Raw genomic sequence first — 19,590 nt, forward strand, 5'->3', positions numbered from 1 at the left:
GTGGGGGAACCGAGGCCCTCCACTTGTAGGTGACACCTACCGCGCGCTCCGCGCGCGAAGACCGCGCTGCGCGCGCCGAAAAGCCGCGTGCTGCGCGCCGGGGAGAGCCGCGTTGCCGCGAGAAAGTGCCGCCGCCCGTTCTAACGAGCAGCCAGGAACTTCTCCAGTTGGGTCACCACGAAAGCGTGGTCCTCCGCTTGCGGCAGTCCCGACACCCCCACGGTGCCCACCATCCCCACACCCTCCACCAACACCGGAAACACCCCGCCATGAGCCGCGTACTCGCGCGGATCCAGCAACGAGTGCTCCTCGAACGTCTTCCCCGCCGCCCGAAAACTCTCCCCCACGCGGAACGAGCTCCACCCGTACCGGTCCACCACTCGACTCTTCCGGTCGATCCAGCCGTCGTTGTCCGCCGACGTACCCGCCAGCGCCGCATGGAACAACCGTTGCTGCCCCCGGCGCACCGACACCACCACCGCCAAACCGGCCTCACGAGCCGCGTCAACCAGGAACAAGCCCAGCTCCAGCGCATCCTCGTTGGTGAAGGTTCGGAACTTCAGCCTCGACTCCTGCTCCGCCAACTTCTCCAACAGGCTCACGGCGTCACCACCTGTCCAGTCCGGGCGGACGTGAAGGCAGCCTCGATGACCTCCAAAGCCGCGACCGCCGACTCCGGGTCCACGGGCAGGGGGCCGCCCTCGGTCAAAGCAGCCACCAGCAGTCGGTAGAACTCCAAGTAGGCACCAGGCACACCGGGGACCTCCACCGTCGACGTACCCAACGTCAGGCTGGAATTTGTCGACAAATCGTCAAACGGCAACCCCGCAGCCAGAGCATCCTCCTGCCCGTCCAAGGAGTCGCTGACGAACGTCCCGCGCGAGCCCAACGCCCGCAGCCTCGGACCAGGACGGGCCGCGACTGCCGATGCCCACAGGTGGGATCGCACGCCACCAGCGTGGGTCAGGGCCACGAAGACGTCGTCGTCCACCTCGACGCCGGGGCGGCGTTGGTCCAGTTCGCAGTACACCGACGTCACCGGGCCGAACAGTTGCAGTGCCTGGTCTACCAAGTGCGCGCCCAGGTCGTACAGCAAGCCGCCGGCCTCGTCGGGGGCGCCGAGTTCGCGCCAGTTGTCCCAGATCTCCGGGACCCAGCGTTCGAACCTGGACTCGAAGCGCGTGATCTTACCCAGGGACGGGAGCACCGAGCGCAGGGTGAGGAAGTCGCTGTCCCACCTTCGGTTTTGAAATACCGTCAGGGGTACGTCGCGGTACTCGGCGGCCTTGAGCACTCGTCGGGCGTCGGCTACCGAACCCGCCAAGGGCTTGTCCACGACGACCGGCAGGCCCGCCTCGATCGCGGCCAACGCCAGAGGGACGTGGGAGCGGTTCGGGGTGGCTACGACGATCAGGTCCAGGTCCAACTCGAACAGGTCCTCGACCGAGGGCACGACCACAGTGGACGGGTAGCGGGTGGTGATGTCCGCTTGTCGGGTCGGGTCGGTGGTGACCACGGCCGTCAGGGTCAGGCCGGGGGTGGCCGTGATGAGGGGCGCGTGGAAGACGCGGCCGGCGATGCCGTAGCCGAGCAGTCCGGTGCGGAGAGGCATGTCCAGTATTAAAGCAACGGTGTTTAGTAAAGGCTAGCCGTGCCATGATGCGAGGGTGCCTAACTTGCGCTTCCTGCGCGGCTACAACGACGCCGTCGTGCTCGGGCTGGCCAGGTCCGGCGCGGTCACGCGGGTCGATCTCGCGGAGCGCAGCGGGCTGACGCCGCAGGCGGTGTCGAAGGTCGTGGGGCGGCTGATCGACGAAGGGCTGTTGGTCGAGTCGGGCACGCGCAACGTCGGGGTCGGCAAGCCGCGCACGCTGCTCAAGCTGGTCGCCGACAGCCGGCTGGCGCTGGGCGCGCAGGTCGAGCGGGACGAGTTGCGGGTGGTGTTGACCGACCTCGCGGGGGACGTCCTGGACCGGGCCGTGGCGCCGCTGCCGCCGGACTTCGACCCGCCCACCTTCGTCGCCGAGCTGACCCGCCTGGTCAACGGGATGCGCGACGACAAGCTGCTCGGCGTCGGGCTGGGCTTCGTCGGGCCGCTGGACCACCGGACCGGCGTGATACACGACGCCACCGGGCTGGTGAAGTGGCACGACGTCCCGCTGCGCGAGCTGGCCGAGGACAGCCTGGGTCTGCCCGTCGTGCTGGACAAGGACACCAACACCGCGATCGTCGCCGAGGCATGGCGGCGCGGGGAGGAGTTGCGGGACGCGGTGCTCGTCCTCGTCGGCACCGGACTGGGTGTCGGGCTGCTGCTGGACGGGCAGGTGTACCGGGGGGCGCGCACCAACGCCGGCGAGTTCGGGCACACCACCATCCAGCTCGACGGACCCGAGTGCGTCTGCGGTCGGACCGGGTGCATCGAGGCCGTGCACAACCGCGCCGCGCGGTCCGGCGACCTCGCCGCGGCGACCGCCATCGTGGGGCTCGCGGTGGCCGACCTGGTGCAGCTGCTGGACGTCGATCACGTCGTTCTCGCAGGTCGGGCGGTGCTCGCCGACCCCGAGGCCTACCTGGAGGGGGTGCGCGCGAAGCTGCCCACCGCCGACTGGTTGCCGGTCGAGGTGGAGGTGACGCCGCTGGCCGACGACGTGGTCGCGGCGGGCGCCGCCATGCTCGTGCTGAGCGAGTTCTACGGACGTCCCAGGTGAGCTCGGTGGAAGGTTCCGGGCCCGGTTCGGGAGAGCGCCCGCCGCCGCAACCCGTGCGGGTGATTCACTAGTCGTCATGTATGCGCTCCGCCACGCCGTCGGGACCGACCCCGGCCTGCGCCGAGAGGCGAACGAGGACTCGGTGTACTTCAGCGAGCGCCTGTACGCCGTCGCCGACGGCATGGGCGGTCACGCGTACGGGGAGGTGGCCAGTTCGATCGCCGTGGGCGTGCTGGCCGAACTGGACCTGGAGTCCGACGACCCGCTGTCGCTGCTGTCCCACGCGACCCGGGAGATCGCCGTCCGGCTGACCGACCTGGCCGAGGAGAACTTCGACATGCGCGGCATGGGCACCACGCTCACCGCGCTGCTGTGGGACGGCGAGCGCTTCGCCGTCGGGCACATCGGCGACTCGCGCTGCTACCTGGTGCGCGAGGGGGAGCTGACCCAGATCACCCGCGACCACACGATGGTGCAGGCGCTGGTGGACGACGGGCGGATGGCGGCCGAGCAGGCCGCCGAGCACCCCGGCCGGTCCATGCTGATGCGCGCGCTGCAAGCGGGGTCGGCGCACGACCCCGACCTGTTCTTCCAGGACGTCGAGGCCGGCGACCGGTACCTGATCTGCTCGGACGGGCTGTCCGACGTGGTCACGTCGACGGAGATCGCCGAGCTGCTGACCGCCGACCCGGACCGGGACCAGACCGTGCGGGCGCTGATCGCGGCGGCCAACGCGCGCGGCGGGCCGGACAACATCACCTGCGTGGTCGTGGACGTGGTGCCCGCCGGGAACTCGGCGTGGCTGCCGAACTGGCTACAGCGGAGCGAGTCCTAGCAGGTCGCGCAGGGCCGCCTCGCCTTCTGGCGTGACCTTCACTGCCCGACCGGTGCCGATGTGCTTGACCCAGCCGTTGGCGTGCAGGTGCGTGCAGATGTGGGCGCCCGCGGCCCCTGCCAGGTGGGAGCGGCGTTCGGTCCAGTCCAGGCACGCCTTGGCGACCGGGCGGCGGGACGTGGGCGGGGTGAAGTCCAGGGTGTCGGTGAGCCAGGCGAGGCCCTCGGGGGTGAGGGTCAGGTCGTCGTCGAGCAGGTCGCGGGTGGTCATGGCGTCGGTGATGGCCACGCCCAGGCGGCCGGCGAGGTGGTCGTAGCAGGTTCGGCCGCGGGCGAGGGCGGCGGAGGCGGTGGTGGCCTTGAGGGTCTTCGCGGCGGTCGCGGGACCGACGTAGGCGAGCAGGTGTTCCAGCAGGTCGGCTTCGCGCTTGCCGACGAGTTGGACGTAGCGGTGGCGGCCCTGGCGGCGTTCGGTGAGCAGTCCGGCGTCCACCAGGCGGGTCAGGTGCTCGCTCGCGGTGGAGGCCGAGACGCCGGCGGCGGAGGCCAGCTCGCTCGACGTCCACGCCCGACCGTCCAGGAGGGTCAGCAGGAACCGGGCGCGGGTGCGGTCGGCGAGCAGCGCGGCCAGGTCGGCGAGCTTGTCGGCGGGCATGGGTCCATTGTGCTGCGCCGACGCTTCGGCGGGCGCCGAAGTTTCCGGGCCTTAGCGTGTGCGGCATGGACCACGACGTGCTGCTCGACCCCGCCTACACCGTTCCCGCCGTCCCGCACGCCTCCTCCGGGGTGGCGTGGCTGCGCGCCCACGTGGCGCGGTTCAGCGAGGGCGCCGACCACGAGCGGCGGCGTCGACTGGCCGAGGACCTGCTGTCCACTGTGGACATCAATGCGTTGGAGCGCCCGGGGAACCCCGTGGCGAAGCTGGCCGCCGAGCTGGGGCTGCCGCGCGATGTCGTGGCGGACGTGACGGCGGTGGCGCGGTCCTACCAGCCGCACGCCGAGGTGACCCCGGAGGCCGATCGGGCCGTGGAGCGGCTGGTCGAGCTGTGCGGTGCGCGGGACGAGGTGGCGGCGGCCCGGATCGGGTTGCTGGTGCAGGCTTGCGACGCCACGAACGCGTTGATCGCCGGCAAGAACCCTCCCGTGCCTGTGACGCGCCGGGTCGCGCCGTCCGGTGCGCTGGTCGAGGTGCCGCTGGCGGACCGCCCGTTCGGGGCCGGGCGGCACGGCTGCCCGGGACGTGCGCACGCCCTGGCGCTGGCTTCGGGGACTTTTCACCGGCTGCACCACGAGCCGACCCCGTTGGTGCTGCCGAACGCGTGGGACTTCGCGTCGGCGGCGGCGCTGGTGCGGGCCGGGTTCGCGGCCATCGGCACGACCAGCCTGGGCGTGGCGGCGGCGCACGGCATCCCCGACGCGGCGGGCTTGGCGCGGGCGGAAACCCTGGCGCTGGCGCGGAAGCTGGTGCGGCTGCCGGTGCCGATCACCGTGGACGTCGAGGCCGGGTTCGGCGACGTGCGCGGGGTGGCGGAGGAGTTGGCGGCCATCGGGGTGGCCGGGGTCAACATCGAGGACGGTCGTGGGGAGGGGTTGGCCGATCCGTCGGAGCAGGCCCGGTTGATCGCGGACTTCAAGGCGGTCGCGCCGCACCTGTTCGTCAACGCCCGCGTGGACACGCATTGGCTGCACGTGGACGAGGAGAGCACGATCTCGCGGGCGCAGCGGTACGTCGATGCGGGTGCGGACGGGGTTTTCGTGCCCGGGTTGGTGGCGGAGCGCGAGATCGAAGAGGTCGTGGCGGCGGTGGGCGTGCCGGTGAACGTGTTGGCACAGCTCGATGTGCGCAGGTTGACCGAGTTGGGGGTGAAGCGGGTGAGCACCGGGTCGTTGTTGTTCCGGGCGGCCGTGGGGGCGGCGGTGGCCACGGCTGTCGCGGTGCGGGACGGTGGGGTGGTCGGCCCGGCGCCCACCTATGACGAGGTGCAGGGGTTGGCGGACGTGCGCTAGCTCGGGTTCGCCGCGTGGGTCAGGGTTTCCCAGGCGATGAAGAGCTTGTCGGTGCCTGCCGGGCGTTGTTGTTCCGTCAGGCGCTGGGTGTTCGTCATGCCGATGCCCAGGCGGGTGTGCAGGGCGTTGAAGGCCACCTCCGTCGTCGGCCCCAGGGCCTGCTTGCGCACGCCACCGCACAGCCAGGACGGCATGGGCTCCAACTGGTAGCGGGCGTGCAGGCCGTAGGCGTGGCGCAGGCGTTCCCGGACCTCGGACCACAGGTCCTGGCCCTGGTGGCGGGCCGTCTCCGCGATGTGGGCGGCGGCGGCCAGGCCGAAGCCGGTGTGGGCGAAGTCCCGGCAGGTCTCCTGGGAGAGGCCGTTCACGAACGTGGTCTGGTCGTGCCAGTACGAGATGATCTCGGCACGGGTGTCGATGCCGCTGTTCGGCGGCGGCTTCGGCAGGTCGCCGTCGGTGGTCAGGTAGACGTACGCGGGCATCCGGGTGCGGTAGATGGACACCGCCTTGTCGTACGCGGCGCGGTCTTCCAGGAACACCGCGATGCCCAGGGAAGCCTCCATCATGGACAGTTCCCAGTTGCCGTTGGTGGACGGCCGGCCGTTGGCGATCTCGGGCAGGTAGACGTTGCGGAGCATGGTGGCGAAGCGGGGTGCGTTGGGCCAGTTCCCGTAGACGTGCTTGATGATCTCCGCCGCGCGCGGCCACGACGAGCCCGCCCATGCGGTCTGGAGGGGCGCGTTGGTGTTGGTGTGGTCCTGGATGACGGCCGACCACGCGTCCATGATCTGGATGGCCTTGGTGGCGTACCGGTTGTCACGGGTGATGTACCAGGCCAGGGACAGCGTGTAGGCCGCCAGGGCGTCTTCGCGCTCGTCCGTGCAGCCGTAGTTGGGGTTGGAGTAGGAGCCGCACTCCACCACCGCACGGGGTTTCGGCGTGCGGGACAGGGACGCGAACGGGTGCGCCATCATCTGGTCGTAGGCGGCTTTCCACGGCTGCGCGCCCTCGTTCACCTTGGCGCGCATGAAGTCCAGCTGTCCCCTGCTCACCAGGACACCGGGGTGGGCGAACGTGGCGGGAGCCGCCGTCGCGGGCGACGGCCCCGCCACCAGTCCGGCCGCCAGGACGACGGCCACCGAGAACACCGATTTCCCTCGCATGCCACCGAGGGTGTGTGGTCCAGACCACATGTGTCAACGATTTTCACGCCTGTGAAACGGTGCGCGCCACCAGCAGGGCGGCGAGGAGGATCCCGACGGCGATCGCGAGCGATCCACCGACCACCCACGTGGCGTAGACGGCGTAGGCCACGGCTTCACTGCCCAGACCCGCGACGGACGTGACGGTCGCCCGCGCCGGGCCGGTGATCCGCTCCTGGAGGCGGGCTTCGGCCACCACCAGCACCAGCCGGTAGAGGCCGTAGGACACGGCGACCAGGGCGAGCCCCGCCGGGTGGCGCAGGAGGCCCGCGGCGGCGAGCAGGAGCGCGGACGACGCCAGCAGCAGGGCCGTCCGCCACCCGGTTCCGCCCCGGGCTCGGTCCCCACCCCAGGCCGCACCCGCCGCACCCGCGAGCGGGATGGCCAGGACGGCCACCGGGACCCAGGCCGTGGGCACGTGCCAGTCCTGGGCCATCAGGGGGAAGTACTCCTCCAGGGCGTCGATCCCGGTCACCACCGCCACCACCACGACCGCCCGGCGCACCGCCGGCACGGCCGCGCTCTCCGCCAACCCCGAGCGCAGCACCGCGAACCAGCTCTCCGGGTCGCCGCGCGGCGTCTCGGGCAGGCGGGTCGCCAGCAGGGCCGCGCCCAGGCAGGTCGCCACGCTGGCCCAGCCGACGAGCGGGTAGCCGCCGGTGCTGAACAGGACGGTCGCGGCGAGGGCGGCGGGGATCTGGGCCAGCAGGCCCACGGCCGTCACGCGGCCCAGGACCAGGCCGAACGCGTCGGCCGCGCCGACCGCCGCCAGGCCGTCGTGGAGCAGGGCCTCCAGCGCGCCGGACACCAGCGCGCCGCCCAGTCCCCACAGCACGAAGCCCGCCGCGAACGCCCAGAAGCCCGGGACGGCGGTCCACAGGGCGTAACCGCAGGCCTGGAGCACGCCGGCGACCACCAGCGACCAGCGGCGGGAGAACCGGTCCGCCAGCGCGCCGAACGGGACTTCGGCGACGACCGCCACCGTGGACCAGATCGCGAAGAGGGCGGAGATCTGCCCGTCCGACATCCCGGTGTCCGCGAACAGCAACGCGTACAGCGGGTAGACGGGCACGACGTCGGCCAGCAGCGCCCACCCGACGACGAGTCGGGCCAGGGGCCGGGCCGGGAGCGGTGCGGGGCGTCAACCGAAGGGCATGGCCGAGCTTAGACCGCTCCCGGTCCGGCGGGTCAACGCATTACACCGCGTGCTCGACCGGCTCGCGCTCGGGCTCGCGCCGCCCGGCGGCGATGCCCAGGACGGTGTCGACCACCAGGAACCCGAGCAGGGTCAGGCCGAACAGCGGCACGAACCAGCCGACCGCCGCCGCGACCACCAGCACGCCGACCACCTGCGCCGGCGGCGCCTTCCGCCACTGGCCGCGCGGCACGGGCCGGCCGAAACCGCGGGTCGGGCGCCGCCGCCACCACATCCGGTAGCCGAGCACCACCAGGCCGACCAGGCCGGCGCCCAGCGCGAGCAGCAGCAACTGGTTGAGCCAGCCGAACAGCACGCCCATGTGCGCGTCGATGCCCCACCGCGTCAGCTTGGCCATCAGCGGGTAGTCGGCGAACCGGACCTGGTCCACGACGACGCCGTGGTGCACCGCCACGGAATCGGCCTGCGTCGGCCACTCGCGTTCGATCTCGGCGACCTTCCACGCGCCGCCCTCGGACGGCCAGGTGACCTCCACCGCCCGCGCGTCGATCCCGGCGGACCGGGCGGTCGCCACCACACTGTCCACTTCGGACGGCGTGCCCGCCGTCGGGGTGGCGGAGGTGTGGCCGGCGTGGTCGCCGGAACCGGTCAGCTTGAGCGAGGGCGTGGTCCAGCCGAACGTCTTGCGCAGGTCGGCGACGTTCTCACCGGCGTACTTCGACCACGTCAACCCGGTGGCGGACAGGAACAACGCGCCCACCAGGACCCACAGCCCGACCACGGCGTGCCGCCGCACGGCGGGCTTGGGCGTCACGTTCCGCCGGCGGCTCAGCCACAGGACCAGGCCGCCCAACGCGACCACCCACAGCCAGGAGGCGGCCAACTCGCTGTAGAGCCGGCCGACCTCGCCGAGCAGGAGGTTGCGGTGCAGTCCGTCGAGCGTGGCGCGCAGCGGCAGCACCCCGCTGGACCCGTAGGTGACCAGGTCGCCGACGACCGCGCCGGTGCCCGGGTCGACGAACACGGCCAGCCGCTCGGACTCGCCGAGCTCCGGGGAGCTGAACAGGACCCGGGTGGTGGCGCCGGATTCGGGCGCGGGCCGGACCGCGACCACCGTGGCGGACGACTGGGTCTCGACCGCCGCCTCGACCTGCCGGGACAGCGGCACGGTCCGCTCGGACGCGGGCACGGTCAGCTTGTCCGCGTAGAGCCAGGATTCCAGTTGCGGTGTCGCCGCGTACAGGACGCCGGTCAACGCCGCTATGAGCACGAACGGGCCGACGAGCACGCCGGCGTAGAAGTGGAAGCGCAGCACGAGGCCGCGCCAGGACTTGGTCATGGCGAAGGGCTCCTCATGGGTGTGCGGTACTGCCACCGGTCCGGAAAGGACGGTGGTGGGACGTGCGCTTACCTCAGAGGACGGGCGGCCCGCGTCTCGGCACGGTCCGCCGGCGCAGCGCCTCGGACAGCGGCTGCTCGTTGTGCCCGGCGATGGGGATGCGCAGCGGCGCGAAGGCCGGCGGCGGGGTGAACCGGCGTGGCAGCACCGACGCCAGGGCGGCGGCGAGGCGGAAGACCGCGCTCTCCGCGCCGGTGAGCGCGCCGACGACGACGGCGGTCGCCAGCGCGTGGGCGAGCAGCATCGAGGGCGAGGGCACCACGTCGCCCGGGTGCCGGCCCAGCAGGGCCAGGAACACGTGCAGCGCGACCTGGACCGTGACCACGAGCCCGACGATCTCGACCGGCTCGACCCGGCGGTCGGTCAACGGCCCGCAGGCCCACGCGACTGCCGCCGCGAAGGCCAGGACGTGCGGCAACCCCGGCAGGTGACCGCCCGCGCTCGCGTGCGCCACCACCGCGAGCAACCCGGACGACAGGCCGATGACACCGCAGCGCGCGACGCGCACGGCACCTCGGGTCGGGGTCGTCACGCCACCCGAGCGTATTCGGGTCGGCGAACGGGTGGAAGACCCGAACGGACCGCGCCGCTAGCGTCGCCGACATGGTGAAAGCACTGATCATCGGCGGCGGGATCGCCGGCCCCGTCACCGCGCTGGGGCTGCGCAAGGCGGGCATCGACTCGGTCGTCTTCGAGGCCTACCCGACGGGAGCGGACGACATCGGCGCGTTCCTCACGATCATGCACAACGGCCTGGACGCCTTACGCGCCATCGACGTCGAGCACGTGGTGGTGGACAACTCGTTCGCCGCCGACGGCGTGGACGTCTACGACGGCGCCGGTGTGCTCATCAGCGAGAACCGGTGGGGCGACGGGGTCACGGGTCCGCGCACGCTGCGCCGCGCCGACCTGTACCGGGCGCTGCACGACGAGCTGCGGGCACAGGGGATCGCCGTCGAGCACGGCAAGCGGCTGGTCGCGGTGGAGGACGGCGTCCGGGCGGTGTTCGAGGACGGCACCACCGCCGAAGGTGACCTGCTGGTCGGCGCGGACGGCCTGCACTCCGCGACCCGCCGGATCATCGACCCGCAGGCCCCACGGCCCCGGTACACCGGCCTGAACATCTTCTACGGCTACGCCGAAGGCCTCGACCCCACGACCACGCCCGGCCGGTACCACATGATCGCCGGGTCACGCGGTTTCTTCGGGCACAGCACCGCGCCGGACGGCACGACCTGGTGGTTCGCCCGCACCCCCGGTCCGGAGCGGCACGGCGGCACTCCCGACGAGCACCGCGCCCACGCCGCCGCGTTCTTCGCCGACGACACCTCGCCCGCGCCGGAGATCATCCGGGCCGCCGGGGAGGTCCACGCGGGCAACGCCTACGACGTCCCCACCACACCCGTCTGGCACACCGACCGGGTGGTGCTGGTCGGGGACGCGGCGCACGCGGCGTCCCCGGCAGCGGGTCAGGGTGCGTCGATGGCGCTGGAGGACAGCGTCACCCTCGCGCGGTGCCTGCGCGACAGCACACGGCCGCGCGAGGCGTTCGAGGTCTACGAGCGGTTGCGCCGGGAACGGGTGGAGGCGCTGGTCGGGATGAGCGCCGAGTTGGGCGCGAACCGGTCGGTGTCCTCGAATTCTTTCTACGCGCACCACATCGAGTGGAATGATCCGGTTCAGTTGTAGGGCATTCCGCCGAACGGGGTGGTGGCCGCCGCTTCGGCCGTCGTGAACAGGGCCACCACCAGGGCGGCGATGAGCACTCGTCCGATTCGCATGCGCACTCCAGTCACGAGCGATCGTCGGGAATTCACGGTGGGCCGGCTCCGTGATTACCGTGGCAGTGACGGGTGAAACGCGGTGGTGGTCGTGGTGAACAAAAGGCGAACTGTCCGCGTGCGCGATTAATTCGAAATCTCGTAAGGTCTTGTTAACCTGACGTTTCCCCCGTATTCTCTCCGTGTGCGCGCCGTCACCCTGCGCCTCGTCGGCCGCGAGCGCGAGCTGGACCGCCTCCGCGCCGGGGTCGACGCCCTGGCCCGGGGGCGGGGCGCCGCGCTGGTCGTCGAGGGCGAGCCGGGCATCGGCAAGACCGCGCTGGTCAAGGCCGTGTGCGAGGACGCCGCCGCGCGCGGGTTCCGGGTGTGCAAGGGCGCGGGCGACGAACTGGGCCGCTCGCTGCCGCTGCTGCCCCTGCTGGACGCGCTGTCCACGGCCCGCTCCGACCCCGGCGCGACCGCCACCGCCGAACGCCTCCTGGCCCGGGTGGACGACCTGTGCGCGATCGGGCCGGTCGTGCTCGTGGTGGACGACCTCCAGTGGGCCGACACCGCGACCGTCGCCGTGTGGCGGCGGCTGGCCCGGCTGGTGCCGCAACTGCCGTTGCTGCTCATCGGGGTGCTGCGCCCGCTCCCCCGCACCGATGAGCTGGCCGCGCTGCGCCACGGCGTCGAACGGCTGACGGTCGGACGGCTCGCCGCGCCGGCCGTGGCCGAACTCGTCGGGGTGCTCGCCGGCGGCACACCGGACGACGGCTTGGTCGCGCTCGCGGACGACGCCGGCGGCAACCCGCTGTTCCTGGTGGAGCTGGTCGAGGCGCTGGTGCGGGGTGGCGCGATAGAAGTCGACGCGACTGGCACTGCTCGCCTGAACCGCGAGACGAGCGCGGGGCTCGCGCCGGGTGCGTTGCCCGCGTCGCTGTCGGCCGCCATCCACGACCGGATCGCCTACCTCAGCGGCGATGTCCGCCGCGTGCTCGTCGCCGCCGCCCTGCTCGGCGTGTCCTTCCCGGTCGCCGACCTGGCCGCCGTGCTCCGCACGCGCGTGGTCGACCTGCTGCCGGCATTGCAGGAGGCGACCGTGGCGGGCGTGCTGGAGGACGGGCGGCTGGGGCTGAGCTTCCGGCACCCGCTGGTGCGCGCGGCCCTGTACGAGCAGGTGCCCGAGTCGGCCCGCAGCGCCTGGCACGGCGAGGCGGCCCGCGCGCTGGCCGAGAGCGGCGCGGGGGTGGACCGGGTGACCCGGCAGCTGCTCGCCGCCGACGACCGCGTCCCCGAGTGGGTCGCGCGGTGGCTGGACGAGCACGGCGCCACCCTGGTCGCGCACGCCCCCGAAGCCGCCGTGGACCTGCTCGGCCGGGTCGTCGTCGCGCCGCACGCGACGCTGCGCCGGGGCGTCCTGCTCGCGCACCTGGCCGAGGCCCGGTTCCGGCTCGGCGACCACCACGGCGCGGAGGCGGTCGCGCTGGCCGGCCTCGAACACGGCACGCTGGTCGACCTGCACTGGACGCTCGCGCAGTGCCGCAGCATGACCGGCCGGTCCGCCGAGACGCTCGCCGAGATCGACCGGGCGCTGGCCGCGCCGGGCCTGTCCGCGGGCGACCGCGCCCGCCTGCTCGTGCTCGCCGCCCGCGCGCACTGGGACGGGGGTTCCCTGGACGACGCCGAGCGCCTCGCCGTGACCGCGATGCAGTCCGTCGACCGCCGCGCCACCAGCTGGGCGCTGCACGTCCGCACGATCGTGGCGATGGCCCGGGGCCGCATGGCCGACGCGCTGCCGCTGTTCGACCGGGCGCTCGCGGTCGCGATGGGCGATCCCGCGACGGCGGACCTGCGGCTGCTCCTCCAGATCAACCAGGCCGTGACCCTGGGCGAGCTGGACCGGGCGGAGGAGGCCATCGCGTCCGCCCGCGTCGTCCGGCACGCCGCCGACCAGACCGGCAACACCGTGCGGCTCGCGCAGGCGCAGAGCGCGCTGGGCCAGCTCCTGCTGGACGCGGGCCACTGGGACGAGGCCCTGGTGGACGTGGACCTGCTGCCCGACGACCTCAAGCACCCGATGGTGTCGCGCTGCGACCACGGCGTGGCGGCGCTGATCCACCTGCACCGCGGCGACGCCGAGGGCGCCCGGCGGCACCTGGACGCGGCGGGCGAGGCCGTGCCCGGTCACGTCGTCGGCTCGCTCGCCCTGGCCACCAGCCTGGAACTGGAGCAGGCCGGCCGGGTCCGGGACGCCCTGGCCGTGCTGGTCGAAGGGATGGACGCGGTGGAGGACCTGCTGCCCGACGCCGTGCGCCTGGCCGTCGCGCTGGGCGAGGACCCCTCCGCGGCGGTGGCGCGGGCGGCGGACCTGGCCCGGGACCTCGACGTGCCGCACCGGCGGGCGGTCGCGGCCTACTGCCGGGCGCTGGCCGACGGCGACGCGGTGGGCCTGCTGCGGGCCGCCGAGTCGGGTCGGCCGCTGCTGCGGGCCAAGGCGCTGGGCGCGGCGGCGGTGGCGTTCGCGGAGGGCGGCGACCGCACGTCCGCGCGGGCCGCGCTCAGCCACGCCGTGGACGTGCTGGAGCGGCTGGGCGCGGCGTGGGACCTGAACGTGCTGCTGGCCCGGATGCGCGAGCTGGGCGTCCGGCGCGGCCCGCACGCCAAGCACCGGCGGGCCGCGCACGGGTGGGAGAGCCTGACCCCGATGGAGCTCAAGGTCACCGAACTGGTGGTGGCGGGCCTGTCCAACCGGCAGATCGCCGAACGCCTGGTCCTGTCCAGCCGGACCGTCGCCACCCACGTGTCACACGTGCTGGCCAAGCTCGGCGTCCGGTCGCGGACCGACATCGCGCGGGAGGCCGTGCGGCACCGCGTCGCGTCGGGGTGAGCGGGCCCGGTAGCGCAGGGGCAGCACGAACCACCAGAAGCCGAACCAGGCCACCAGGCCCGAGGTGATCCAGAGCGCGGGCACCAGGCCCAGCACGACGTCCAGGATCAGCAGCAACGCCGTCGCCAGGGCCAGTTTCAGCAGCACCAGGCCCGCCAGCAGCAGCCGGCTGGACGCGCGGACCAGCTCGTGCTTGAGCCGGCGGCGGAACACCAGCCGGTGGAACGGCGCGGGCGCGATGAGCAGGGCGGTCGAGGTCGCGCCCAGGACCAGGCTCGCCACGTAGACCTGGAGCTGGAAGGGGTCCAGCGTGCCGAAGCGCGGGGTGAACGCGAGGGTGAGCAGGAACGCCAGCAGCAGTTGGACCCCGGTCTGGGCGACCCGCATCTCCTGGAGGATCTCGCCGTAGTTGCGGTCCATGCGCTCGGCGGGGGTTTCGTTGCGTTCGGCGTTGGTCATGGGTCCACGGTGCTCTCCGCAGTGGTGCGGAAACATCGGTCGGGGTACGGAGGTTGGTGCTCGGTGTGGAGCTGAGCGGGTGGGTGGCGGACATCGCCGTCGAGCGGTTCGGGGTCGGCGGCACGCAGGCGCACGGCCCCGACCCGGCGACGACGCTGGTGTTCTGCTCGCAGTCGGACGAGGCGTTCGTCCTCGGGCCGCGCACGCGGGGGCGGTACTTCGCCGGGGTGGACGCGCACCGGTTGCGCGTGCGGCTGCGGCCGGGTCTGGCGCGGGCCGTGCTCGGTGTGAACGTGGGGTCGCTGGTCGACGAGGTGGTGCCGTTGCGCGAGTTGTGGGGCGTGTCCGTGGGCGGGCCGTCGGGGCTGCGGGCGGCCCTGGCGTCCCGGGTGGCTTCGCTTGACCCGCGTGCGGACGCCTTGGTCGCCTCGGCCGCGCGGCTGGTGCCCTCGCTGGGTGTCGCGGGTGCGGCGGCGCGGCTGCACGTGAGCGAGCGGCACCTGAGGGACCTGTTCCGGGACGCGGTGGGGTTGCCGCCCAAGCAGTACGCGCGGGTCGAACGGGTGCGGCGGGCGGTGGCCTCGGGCGGGACCGGCGGCTGGACCCGGGTGGCGGCGGAACTGGGCTACTACGACCAGTCCCACCTGCACGCCGAGTTCCGGGCGACGATGGGCGTGGCGCCGGGCGCCTTCGCCGCCGGCCGTTATCCCGAGGCGGCCCCTTGCTAGATCGGCCTGGCCAGGAAGAGGGCGGTCTCACCCTCGGCCGGGGTGCCGGTGTAGAGGGTCGTGTCCAGGCCGCACAGGCGGAAGCCCATCTTCCGGTACGCGCGCACGGCGGGGACGTTGACGCTGGAGGTCTCCAGCCAGGCGGTCCGGGCGTCCCGCCGGCGGCCGTGGTCCAGGGCGAGGTCCATGAGTCGGGTCCCGATGCCCTGGCCGCGGTGGGTCGGGGCGACCGCGACCCGGCGGATGACCAGGCGGTGGTTCCAGGATTCGAGTGCCAGGGTCAGGAAGGCGCGGATCGTGCCGTCCTCGGCCACGAAACCCTCCTCCGGCAGGTCGTCGTCATCCGGCGGGAACACCTTGCGCAGCGGCGGGTCGACCGGGACTTCGCGCAGCGCGAAGCCGAGCGGGTCCTGGTCGACCGCGAAGACCGTGGCGGTGGTGAAGGAGTCGTCCAGGGTCAGGTCGTCGGTGGGCCGGATGGGGCGATAGCGCAAGGTCACGCCGATGCTTCCCGGGCCGCGCTCTCCAGCTTGGCCCGGTAGGAGTCCCACCACGCCGGGTCGCCGTCGGGCAGGTTCGAGACGCCTTCGCGCAGGCCCGCCGCGCCGTCGACGGTCTCGCGCACGATGTCCGCGTGGCCGGCGTGGCGGTTGGTCTCGGCGATCACGTGGACCAGCACGAAGTGGAGGGGGACCCGCGAGCGGTCCTCCGGCCACCACGGCACGTGGCCGAGCGCGTCCAGGTCCAGGGTCTCGATGGTGGTGTCCGAGTGCGCCCACACGCGGCGGTACAGGGCGAGGATGTCCTCGCGGGACTCGTCCGCGGTCGCCCACATGTCCGAGTTCGGTTCGGCGTCGTCCGCCAGCCACGGGAGGGGCTCGGGGAACGGCCGGTCGAAGCACTCGCCGAAGTAGCCGATCTCCACCCCCGACAGGTGTTTCACCAGGCCGAGCAGGTTCGTGCCGGTCGGGGTGACCGGGCGGCGGGCGTCGTACTCGGAGATGCCGTCCAGCTTCCACACGATCGCGTCGCGCGCGGATTGCAGGTAACGGCGCAGGGTCGACTTCTGGTCCATAGGGGACAGTCTGCGTCAACGTCGTCGCCCCCGGTGCGGGACCGGGGGCGACGACCGGGTTCAGGACGTCCTGATCAGCAGAACACCTCGGTGAGCAGTTCGTTCACACCGGCCCCGTTGCCGCCGGCGGGCGCCGACGTGAAGGAGCCGACCAGGCGGGTCTTCGTGTCGCCGGTGCTGCCCAGGAAGCTGCTGTAGCCCGGGATGCCACCGCCGTGGCCGTACACGGTCACGCCGCACGGCAGTTCGGTCGCCTCGAAGCCCAGCCCGTAGCCGTGCGTGAACGGCAGCGCCTTGGTCAGCTCCGCCTGCTGCGCCGGGGCCAGGAGGCGGCCGTCGAGCAGGGCGTCGACGAACCGGTCGAGGTCGGCGGTGGTGGAGATCATCTCGCCGGCCGCCCACGCGACGGACGGGTTGAGGCGCGTGACGTCCACGGTCTTGCCGTCGACCTGGTAGTACCCGTGCGCGTGCGGGCCGGGGATGCCGACCCGGTCACCCGGCACGGTCGTCGAGCGCAGGCCGAGCGGGCGCAGGATGCGCTTCTCGATCGCCTGCTCGTAGGGCCGGCCGGTCACCTTCTCCACCAGCAGGCCGGCGACGACGTAGTTGGTGTTGGAGTAGTTCCAGGACGTGCCGGGCGGGAAGTCCAGCGGCTTGGCGGTGGAGAGGGCCAGCAGCTCCTCCGGAGTCCAGTGCTTGTACCGGATGGTCTCGAACCCGGCCGGGTCCAGCGGCAGGGCCTGCGTGTAGTTGAACAGGCCGCTGGTGTGCTGGAGGACGTGCCGCACGGTGATGCCGTCCGGGACCAGGCCCGGCAGGTACGTGCCCACCGGCTCGTCCAGCCCGACCTTGCCCTCGCCGACCAGTTGCAGCACCACGGTCGAGACGAACGTCTTGGTGATGCTGCCGACCCGGAACCGGCCGTCGAGCGGCACCGGCTGCTGCTTGCCGACCTCCGCGACCCCGCTGCGGGCGGTGAACTGCTGCCGCCCGTCGGTGATCCGGACCTGCGCCCCGGCCGCGCCGCCCTCGGTGGTCAGCTTGTCCAACGCCGCCTGGACGACCGCCCGGTCGATCCGACCGCCGGCCTCGACGGGCTCGGCGACCGCCGTCCCGCCCAACCCCAGCGCCGCCAGTCCCACGACGGCGGCCAGGGCGATTCCCCTCTTGCGCATCGACCCCTCCTAGTCGGCCGTCCCCCTGACGGCCCGCGGTCCCGAGTCTGGTCGGACCGCGCCCCCGTCCACGACCTACCGAGGACTGAACCCGACCGCTACTTCAGTCGTAGCCACCCTTAGTGGTCGTCGGTTCGTGGAAGCGCTTCCACGGCTCGATCCACTAGTCCGTTCGAGTGACACAAGTGGTCTAGACCTTGACCGTCAAGTGGTCTGAACCACATGTTCTTCACAACCCTGCACTCCTTTCCCTGACGAGGAGCACGATGTCCAAGACCCGATGGCATCTCACAGCGTTGGTCGCGGCGGTGGCCACGACGGTGCTCGGCCTGGTCCTGGTGCCGGCGGCGAGCGGCGCGGGCGGCCTCTCGGCCACCTTCACCAAGGGCTCCGACTGGGGCACCGGTTACGAGGGCAAGTACACGATCACCAACAACAGCTCCGCGGCAATCTCGACGTGGACCGTCGAATTCGACCTGCCGTCCGGCCACCGGGTCGGCTCCCTGTGGGACGGCAGCTACACGGCCAGCGGCCAGCACGTGACCGTGAAGCCGACCTGGAACGGCGCGCTCGGCGTCGGCGCGTCGGCGAGCTTCGGCTTCAACATCACCTACTCCGGCGCGTACTCCGGCCCGCAGAACTGCAAGCTCAACGGCGCGTCCTGTGACGCGGGTGGCGGCACCACGACCACCACCACCACGACCACAACGACGACGACCACCACGAGCACCACCACGACGTCGCCGACCACCACGACGACCACGACGACCACGAACCCGCCCACCGGCTACAAGAACCTGGGCTACTTCACCCAGTGGGGCGTCTACGGCCGCAACTACCACGTCAAGAACATCCACACCTCCGGCTCGGCCGCGAAGCTGACGCACATCAACTACGCGTTCGGCAACGTCACCGGCGGCAAGTGCACCGCGAACGACGACACCTACGCCGACTACGACAAGTTCTACGGCGCCGACACGTCCGTCGACGGCACCTCGGACTCGTGGGACGCCGGCGCCCTGCGCGGCAACTTCAACCAGCTGCGCAAGCTGAAGAAGATGTACCCGCACATCAAGGTGCTGTGGTCCTTCGGCGGCTGGACCTGGTCCGGCGGCTTCGGCGCGGCGTCCCAGAACCCGGCCGCGTTCGCCGAGTCCTGCTACAAGCTGGTCGAGGACCCCCGCTGGGCGGACGTGTTCGACGGCATCGACATCGACTGGGAGTACCCGAACGCCTGCGGCCTGAGCTGCGACACCTCGGGCCCGGAGGCCTACAAGAACCTCATGCAGGCCCTCCGCTCGCGCTTCGGCACGGGCAACCTGGTCACCGCCGCCATCCCGGCCGACGCCTCCACGGGCGGCAAGCTCGACGCGGCCAACTACGGCGGCGCGGCCCAGTACGTCGACTGGTACAACGTCATGACCTACGACTTCTTCGGCGCCTGGGCAGCGCAGGGCCCGACGGCCCCGCACTCGCCGCTGACGTCCTACGCGGGCATCCCGCAACAGGGCTACAACTCCGCGGAAGCCATCGCGAAGCTGAAGTCGAAGGGCGTCCCGGCGAGCAAGCTGCTCCTCGGCATCGGCTTCTACGGCCGAGGCTGGACCGGCGTCACCCAGTCAGCCCCCGGCGGCACCGCCACCGACGCCGCCCCCGGCACGTACGAAAAGGGCATCGAGGACTACAAGATCCTCAAGACCAAGTGCCCGGCCAACGGAACGGTCGCCGGCACGGCGTACGCGCACTGCGGCAACCAGTGGTGGAGCTACGACACCCCGTCCACGATCGGCGGCAAGATGACGTGGACCAAGCAACAGGGGCTGGGCGGCGCCTTCTTCTGGGAACTGTCGGGCGACACGACCAACGGCGAACTGATCACGGCAATGGGCAACGGCCTCCGCTGACGCGGCCCCCAACGCCCAACAGGCAACACACGCAACACTCGCAACACGGATCCACGCACTGAACACGCACTGACCAAGGGGTCCCGCGGACGTCTCTCCCGCGGGACCCCTTCCCATTCCTCCACCAAACCCTCCGCCAGCCAGCCGCAAGCCCACGTCACCACCCACTGACCGGCCGCACCGCTTTTCACCAAAAGCGACCCACCCGAAACAGGACGCTCTTCGCCCAAACACGGGATGCAACGCGCCGAAGGCGCGAGCCGAAGCGGCTAGCGCCCACGGGAAGGGCCTCG

At 72.2% G+C, this 19,590-nt stretch carries 18 protein-coding genes; 7 read left to right on the forward strand and 11 right to left on the reverse strand.

All coding sequences use genetic code 11. The features are described 5' to 3' along the window. Nucleotides 1-140: 140 nt before the first annotated feature. Together WBN91_RS33610 and WBN91_RS33615 are read right to left on the reverse strand one after the other, a co-directional pair. On the reverse strand, nt 141-602 hold the full coding sequence (locus WBN91_RS33610) for a heme-degrading domain-containing protein (RefSeq protein ID WP_337728320.1): 462 nt from the start codon (nt 600-602) through the stop codon (nt 141-143). Continuing rightward, on the reverse strand, nt 599-1,612 hold the full coding sequence (locus WBN91_RS33615; protein WP_337728321.1) for a Gfo/Idh/MocA family protein: 1,014 nt from the start codon (nt 1,610-1,612) through the stop codon (nt 599-601). Before WBN91_RS33615 ends, WBN91_RS33610 begins: the two co-directional genes overlap by 4 nt. Nucleotides 1,613-1,667: 55 nt before the next feature. Between WBN91_RS33615 and WBN91_RS33620 the strand changes: the two genes are divergently transcribed. Together WBN91_RS33620 and WBN91_RS33625 are read left to right on the forward strand one after the other, a co-directional pair. Beyond that, a complete protein-coding gene (locus WBN91_RS33620; protein WP_337728322.1) occupies nt 1,668-2,708 on the forward strand; it encodes an ROK family transcriptional regulator in 1,041 nt (346 codons plus the stop codon). Nucleotides 2,709-2,784: 76 nt separating this feature from the next. Then, nucleotides 2,785-3,543, forward strand: coding sequence for a PP2C family protein-serine/threonine phosphatase (locus WBN91_RS33625; protein ID WP_337728323.1), 759 nt, complete (start codon nt 2,785-2,787; stop codon nt 3,541-3,543). Here the strand turns inward: WBN91_RS33625 and WBN91_RS33630 are convergent. After that, a complete protein-coding gene (locus WBN91_RS33630) occupies nt 3,523-4,197 on the reverse strand; it encodes an ArsR/SmtB family transcription factor (RefSeq protein ID WP_337728324.1) in 675 nt (224 codons plus the stop codon). The two genes, WBN91_RS33625 and WBN91_RS33630, sit on opposite strands and share 21 nt — an antisense overlap. A gap of 65 nt (nt 4,198-4,262) precedes the next feature. Here WBN91_RS33630 and WBN91_RS33635 point away from each other — a divergent pair, with 65 nt between their 5' ends. Next, nucleotides 4,263-5,549 (forward strand): isocitrate lyase/PEP mutase family protein, encoded by a 1,287-nt coding sequence (locus tag WBN91_RS33635; protein WP_337728325.1) that lies wholly within the window; start codon nt 4,263-4,265, stop codon nt 5,547-5,549. Here the strand turns inward: WBN91_RS33635 and WBN91_RS33640 are convergent. From WBN91_RS33640 to WBN91_RS33655, 4 genes are all read right to left on the reverse strand, one after another. After that, complete coding sequence (locus WBN91_RS33640; protein ID WP_337728326.1) at nt 5,546-6,712, reverse strand: alginate lyase family protein; 1,167 nt, start codon at nt 6,710-6,712, stop codon at nt 5,546-5,548. The two genes, WBN91_RS33635 and WBN91_RS33640, sit on opposite strands and share 4 nt — an antisense overlap. 43 nt (nt 6,713-6,755) lie before the next feature. Beyond that, a complete protein-coding gene (locus tag WBN91_RS33645; protein ID WP_337728327.1) occupies nt 6,756-7,823 on the reverse strand; it encodes an MFS transporter in 1,068 nt (355 codons plus the stop codon). A gap of 124 nt (nt 7,824-7,947) precedes the next feature. Then, the gene (locus WBN91_RS33650; protein WP_337728328.1) at nt 7,948-9,246 is read right to left on the reverse strand and encodes a PepSY-associated TM helix domain-containing protein; all 1,299 of its coding nucleotides are present in this window, start codon (nt 9,244-9,246) and stop codon (nt 7,948-7,950) included. A gap of 73 nt (nt 9,247-9,319) precedes the next feature. After that, nucleotides 9,320-9,838, reverse strand: coding sequence for a hypothetical protein (locus WBN91_RS33655; protein ID WP_337728329.1), 519 nt, complete (start codon nt 9,836-9,838; stop codon nt 9,320-9,322). 71 nt (nt 9,839-9,909) lie between these two features. Between WBN91_RS33655 and WBN91_RS33660 the strand changes: the two genes are divergently transcribed. After that, on the forward strand, nt 9,910-10,995 hold the full coding sequence (locus WBN91_RS33660; RefSeq protein ID WP_337728330.1) for an FAD-dependent monooxygenase: 1,086 nt from the start codon (nt 9,910-9,912) through the stop codon (nt 10,993-10,995). 276 nt (nt 10,996-11,271) lie between these two features. Beyond that, nucleotides 11,272-13,956, forward strand: a complete 2,685-nt coding sequence (locus tag WBN91_RS33665) for an ATP-binding protein (protein WP_337728331.1) — start codon at nt 11,272-11,274, stop codon at nt 13,954-13,956. Here the strand turns inward: WBN91_RS33665 and WBN91_RS33670 are convergent. Further along, nucleotides 13,873-14,415 (reverse strand): DUF6328 family protein, encoded by a 543-nt coding sequence (locus WBN91_RS33670; RefSeq protein WP_337728332.1) that lies wholly within the window; start codon nt 14,413-14,415, stop codon nt 13,873-13,875. The genes WBN91_RS33665 and WBN91_RS33670 overlap by 84 nt on opposite strands. Before the next feature lie 56 nt (nt 14,416-14,471). On the opposite strand from WBN91_RS33670, the gene WBN91_RS33675 reads away from it, so the two are divergent. After that, on the forward strand, nt 14,472-15,143 hold the full coding sequence (locus tag WBN91_RS33675; protein WP_337728333.1) for a helix-turn-helix transcriptional regulator: 672 nt from the start codon (nt 14,472-14,474) through the stop codon (nt 15,141-15,143). Here the strand turns inward: WBN91_RS33675 and WBN91_RS33680 are convergent. The 3 genes from WBN91_RS33680 to WBN91_RS33690 all read right to left on the reverse strand — a co-directional run bounded on the left by WBN91_RS33680 (nt 15,140) and on the right by WBN91_RS33690 (nt 17,393). Then, on the reverse strand, nt 15,140-15,643 hold the full coding sequence (locus WBN91_RS33680; RefSeq protein ID WP_337728334.1) for a GNAT family N-acetyltransferase: 504 nt from the start codon (nt 15,641-15,643) through the stop codon (nt 15,140-15,142). The two genes, WBN91_RS33675 and WBN91_RS33680, sit on opposite strands and share 4 nt — an antisense overlap. After that, a complete protein-coding gene (locus WBN91_RS33685) occupies nt 15,640-16,218 on the reverse strand; it encodes a DinB family protein (RefSeq protein ID WP_443217845.1) in 579 nt (192 codons plus the stop codon). The genes WBN91_RS33680 and WBN91_RS33685 overlap by 4 nt, the downstream gene beginning before the upstream one ends. A 74-nt stretch (nt 16,219-16,292) precedes the next feature. Then, nucleotides 16,293-17,393, reverse strand: a complete 1,101-nt coding sequence (locus WBN91_RS33690; protein ID WP_337728335.1) for a serine hydrolase domain-containing protein — start codon at nt 17,391-17,393, stop codon at nt 16,293-16,295. A gap of 266 nt (nt 17,394-17,659) precedes the next feature. Here WBN91_RS33690 and WBN91_RS33695 point away from each other — a divergent pair, with 266 nt between their 5' ends. Next, nucleotides 17,660-19,297 (forward strand): glycosyl hydrolase family 18 protein, encoded by a 1,638-nt coding sequence (locus tag WBN91_RS33695; protein WP_337728336.1) that lies wholly within the window; start codon nt 17,660-17,662, stop codon nt 19,295-19,297. The last annotated feature ends 293 nt before the right edge of the window (nt 19,298-19,590 follow it).

The sequence above is a fragment of the Saccharothrix sp. CCNWYY140 genome (assembly GCF_037401995.1).
Taxonomy (GTDB): domain Bacteria; phylum Actinomycetota; class Actinomycetes; order Mycobacteriales; family Pseudonocardiaceae; genus Actinosynnema.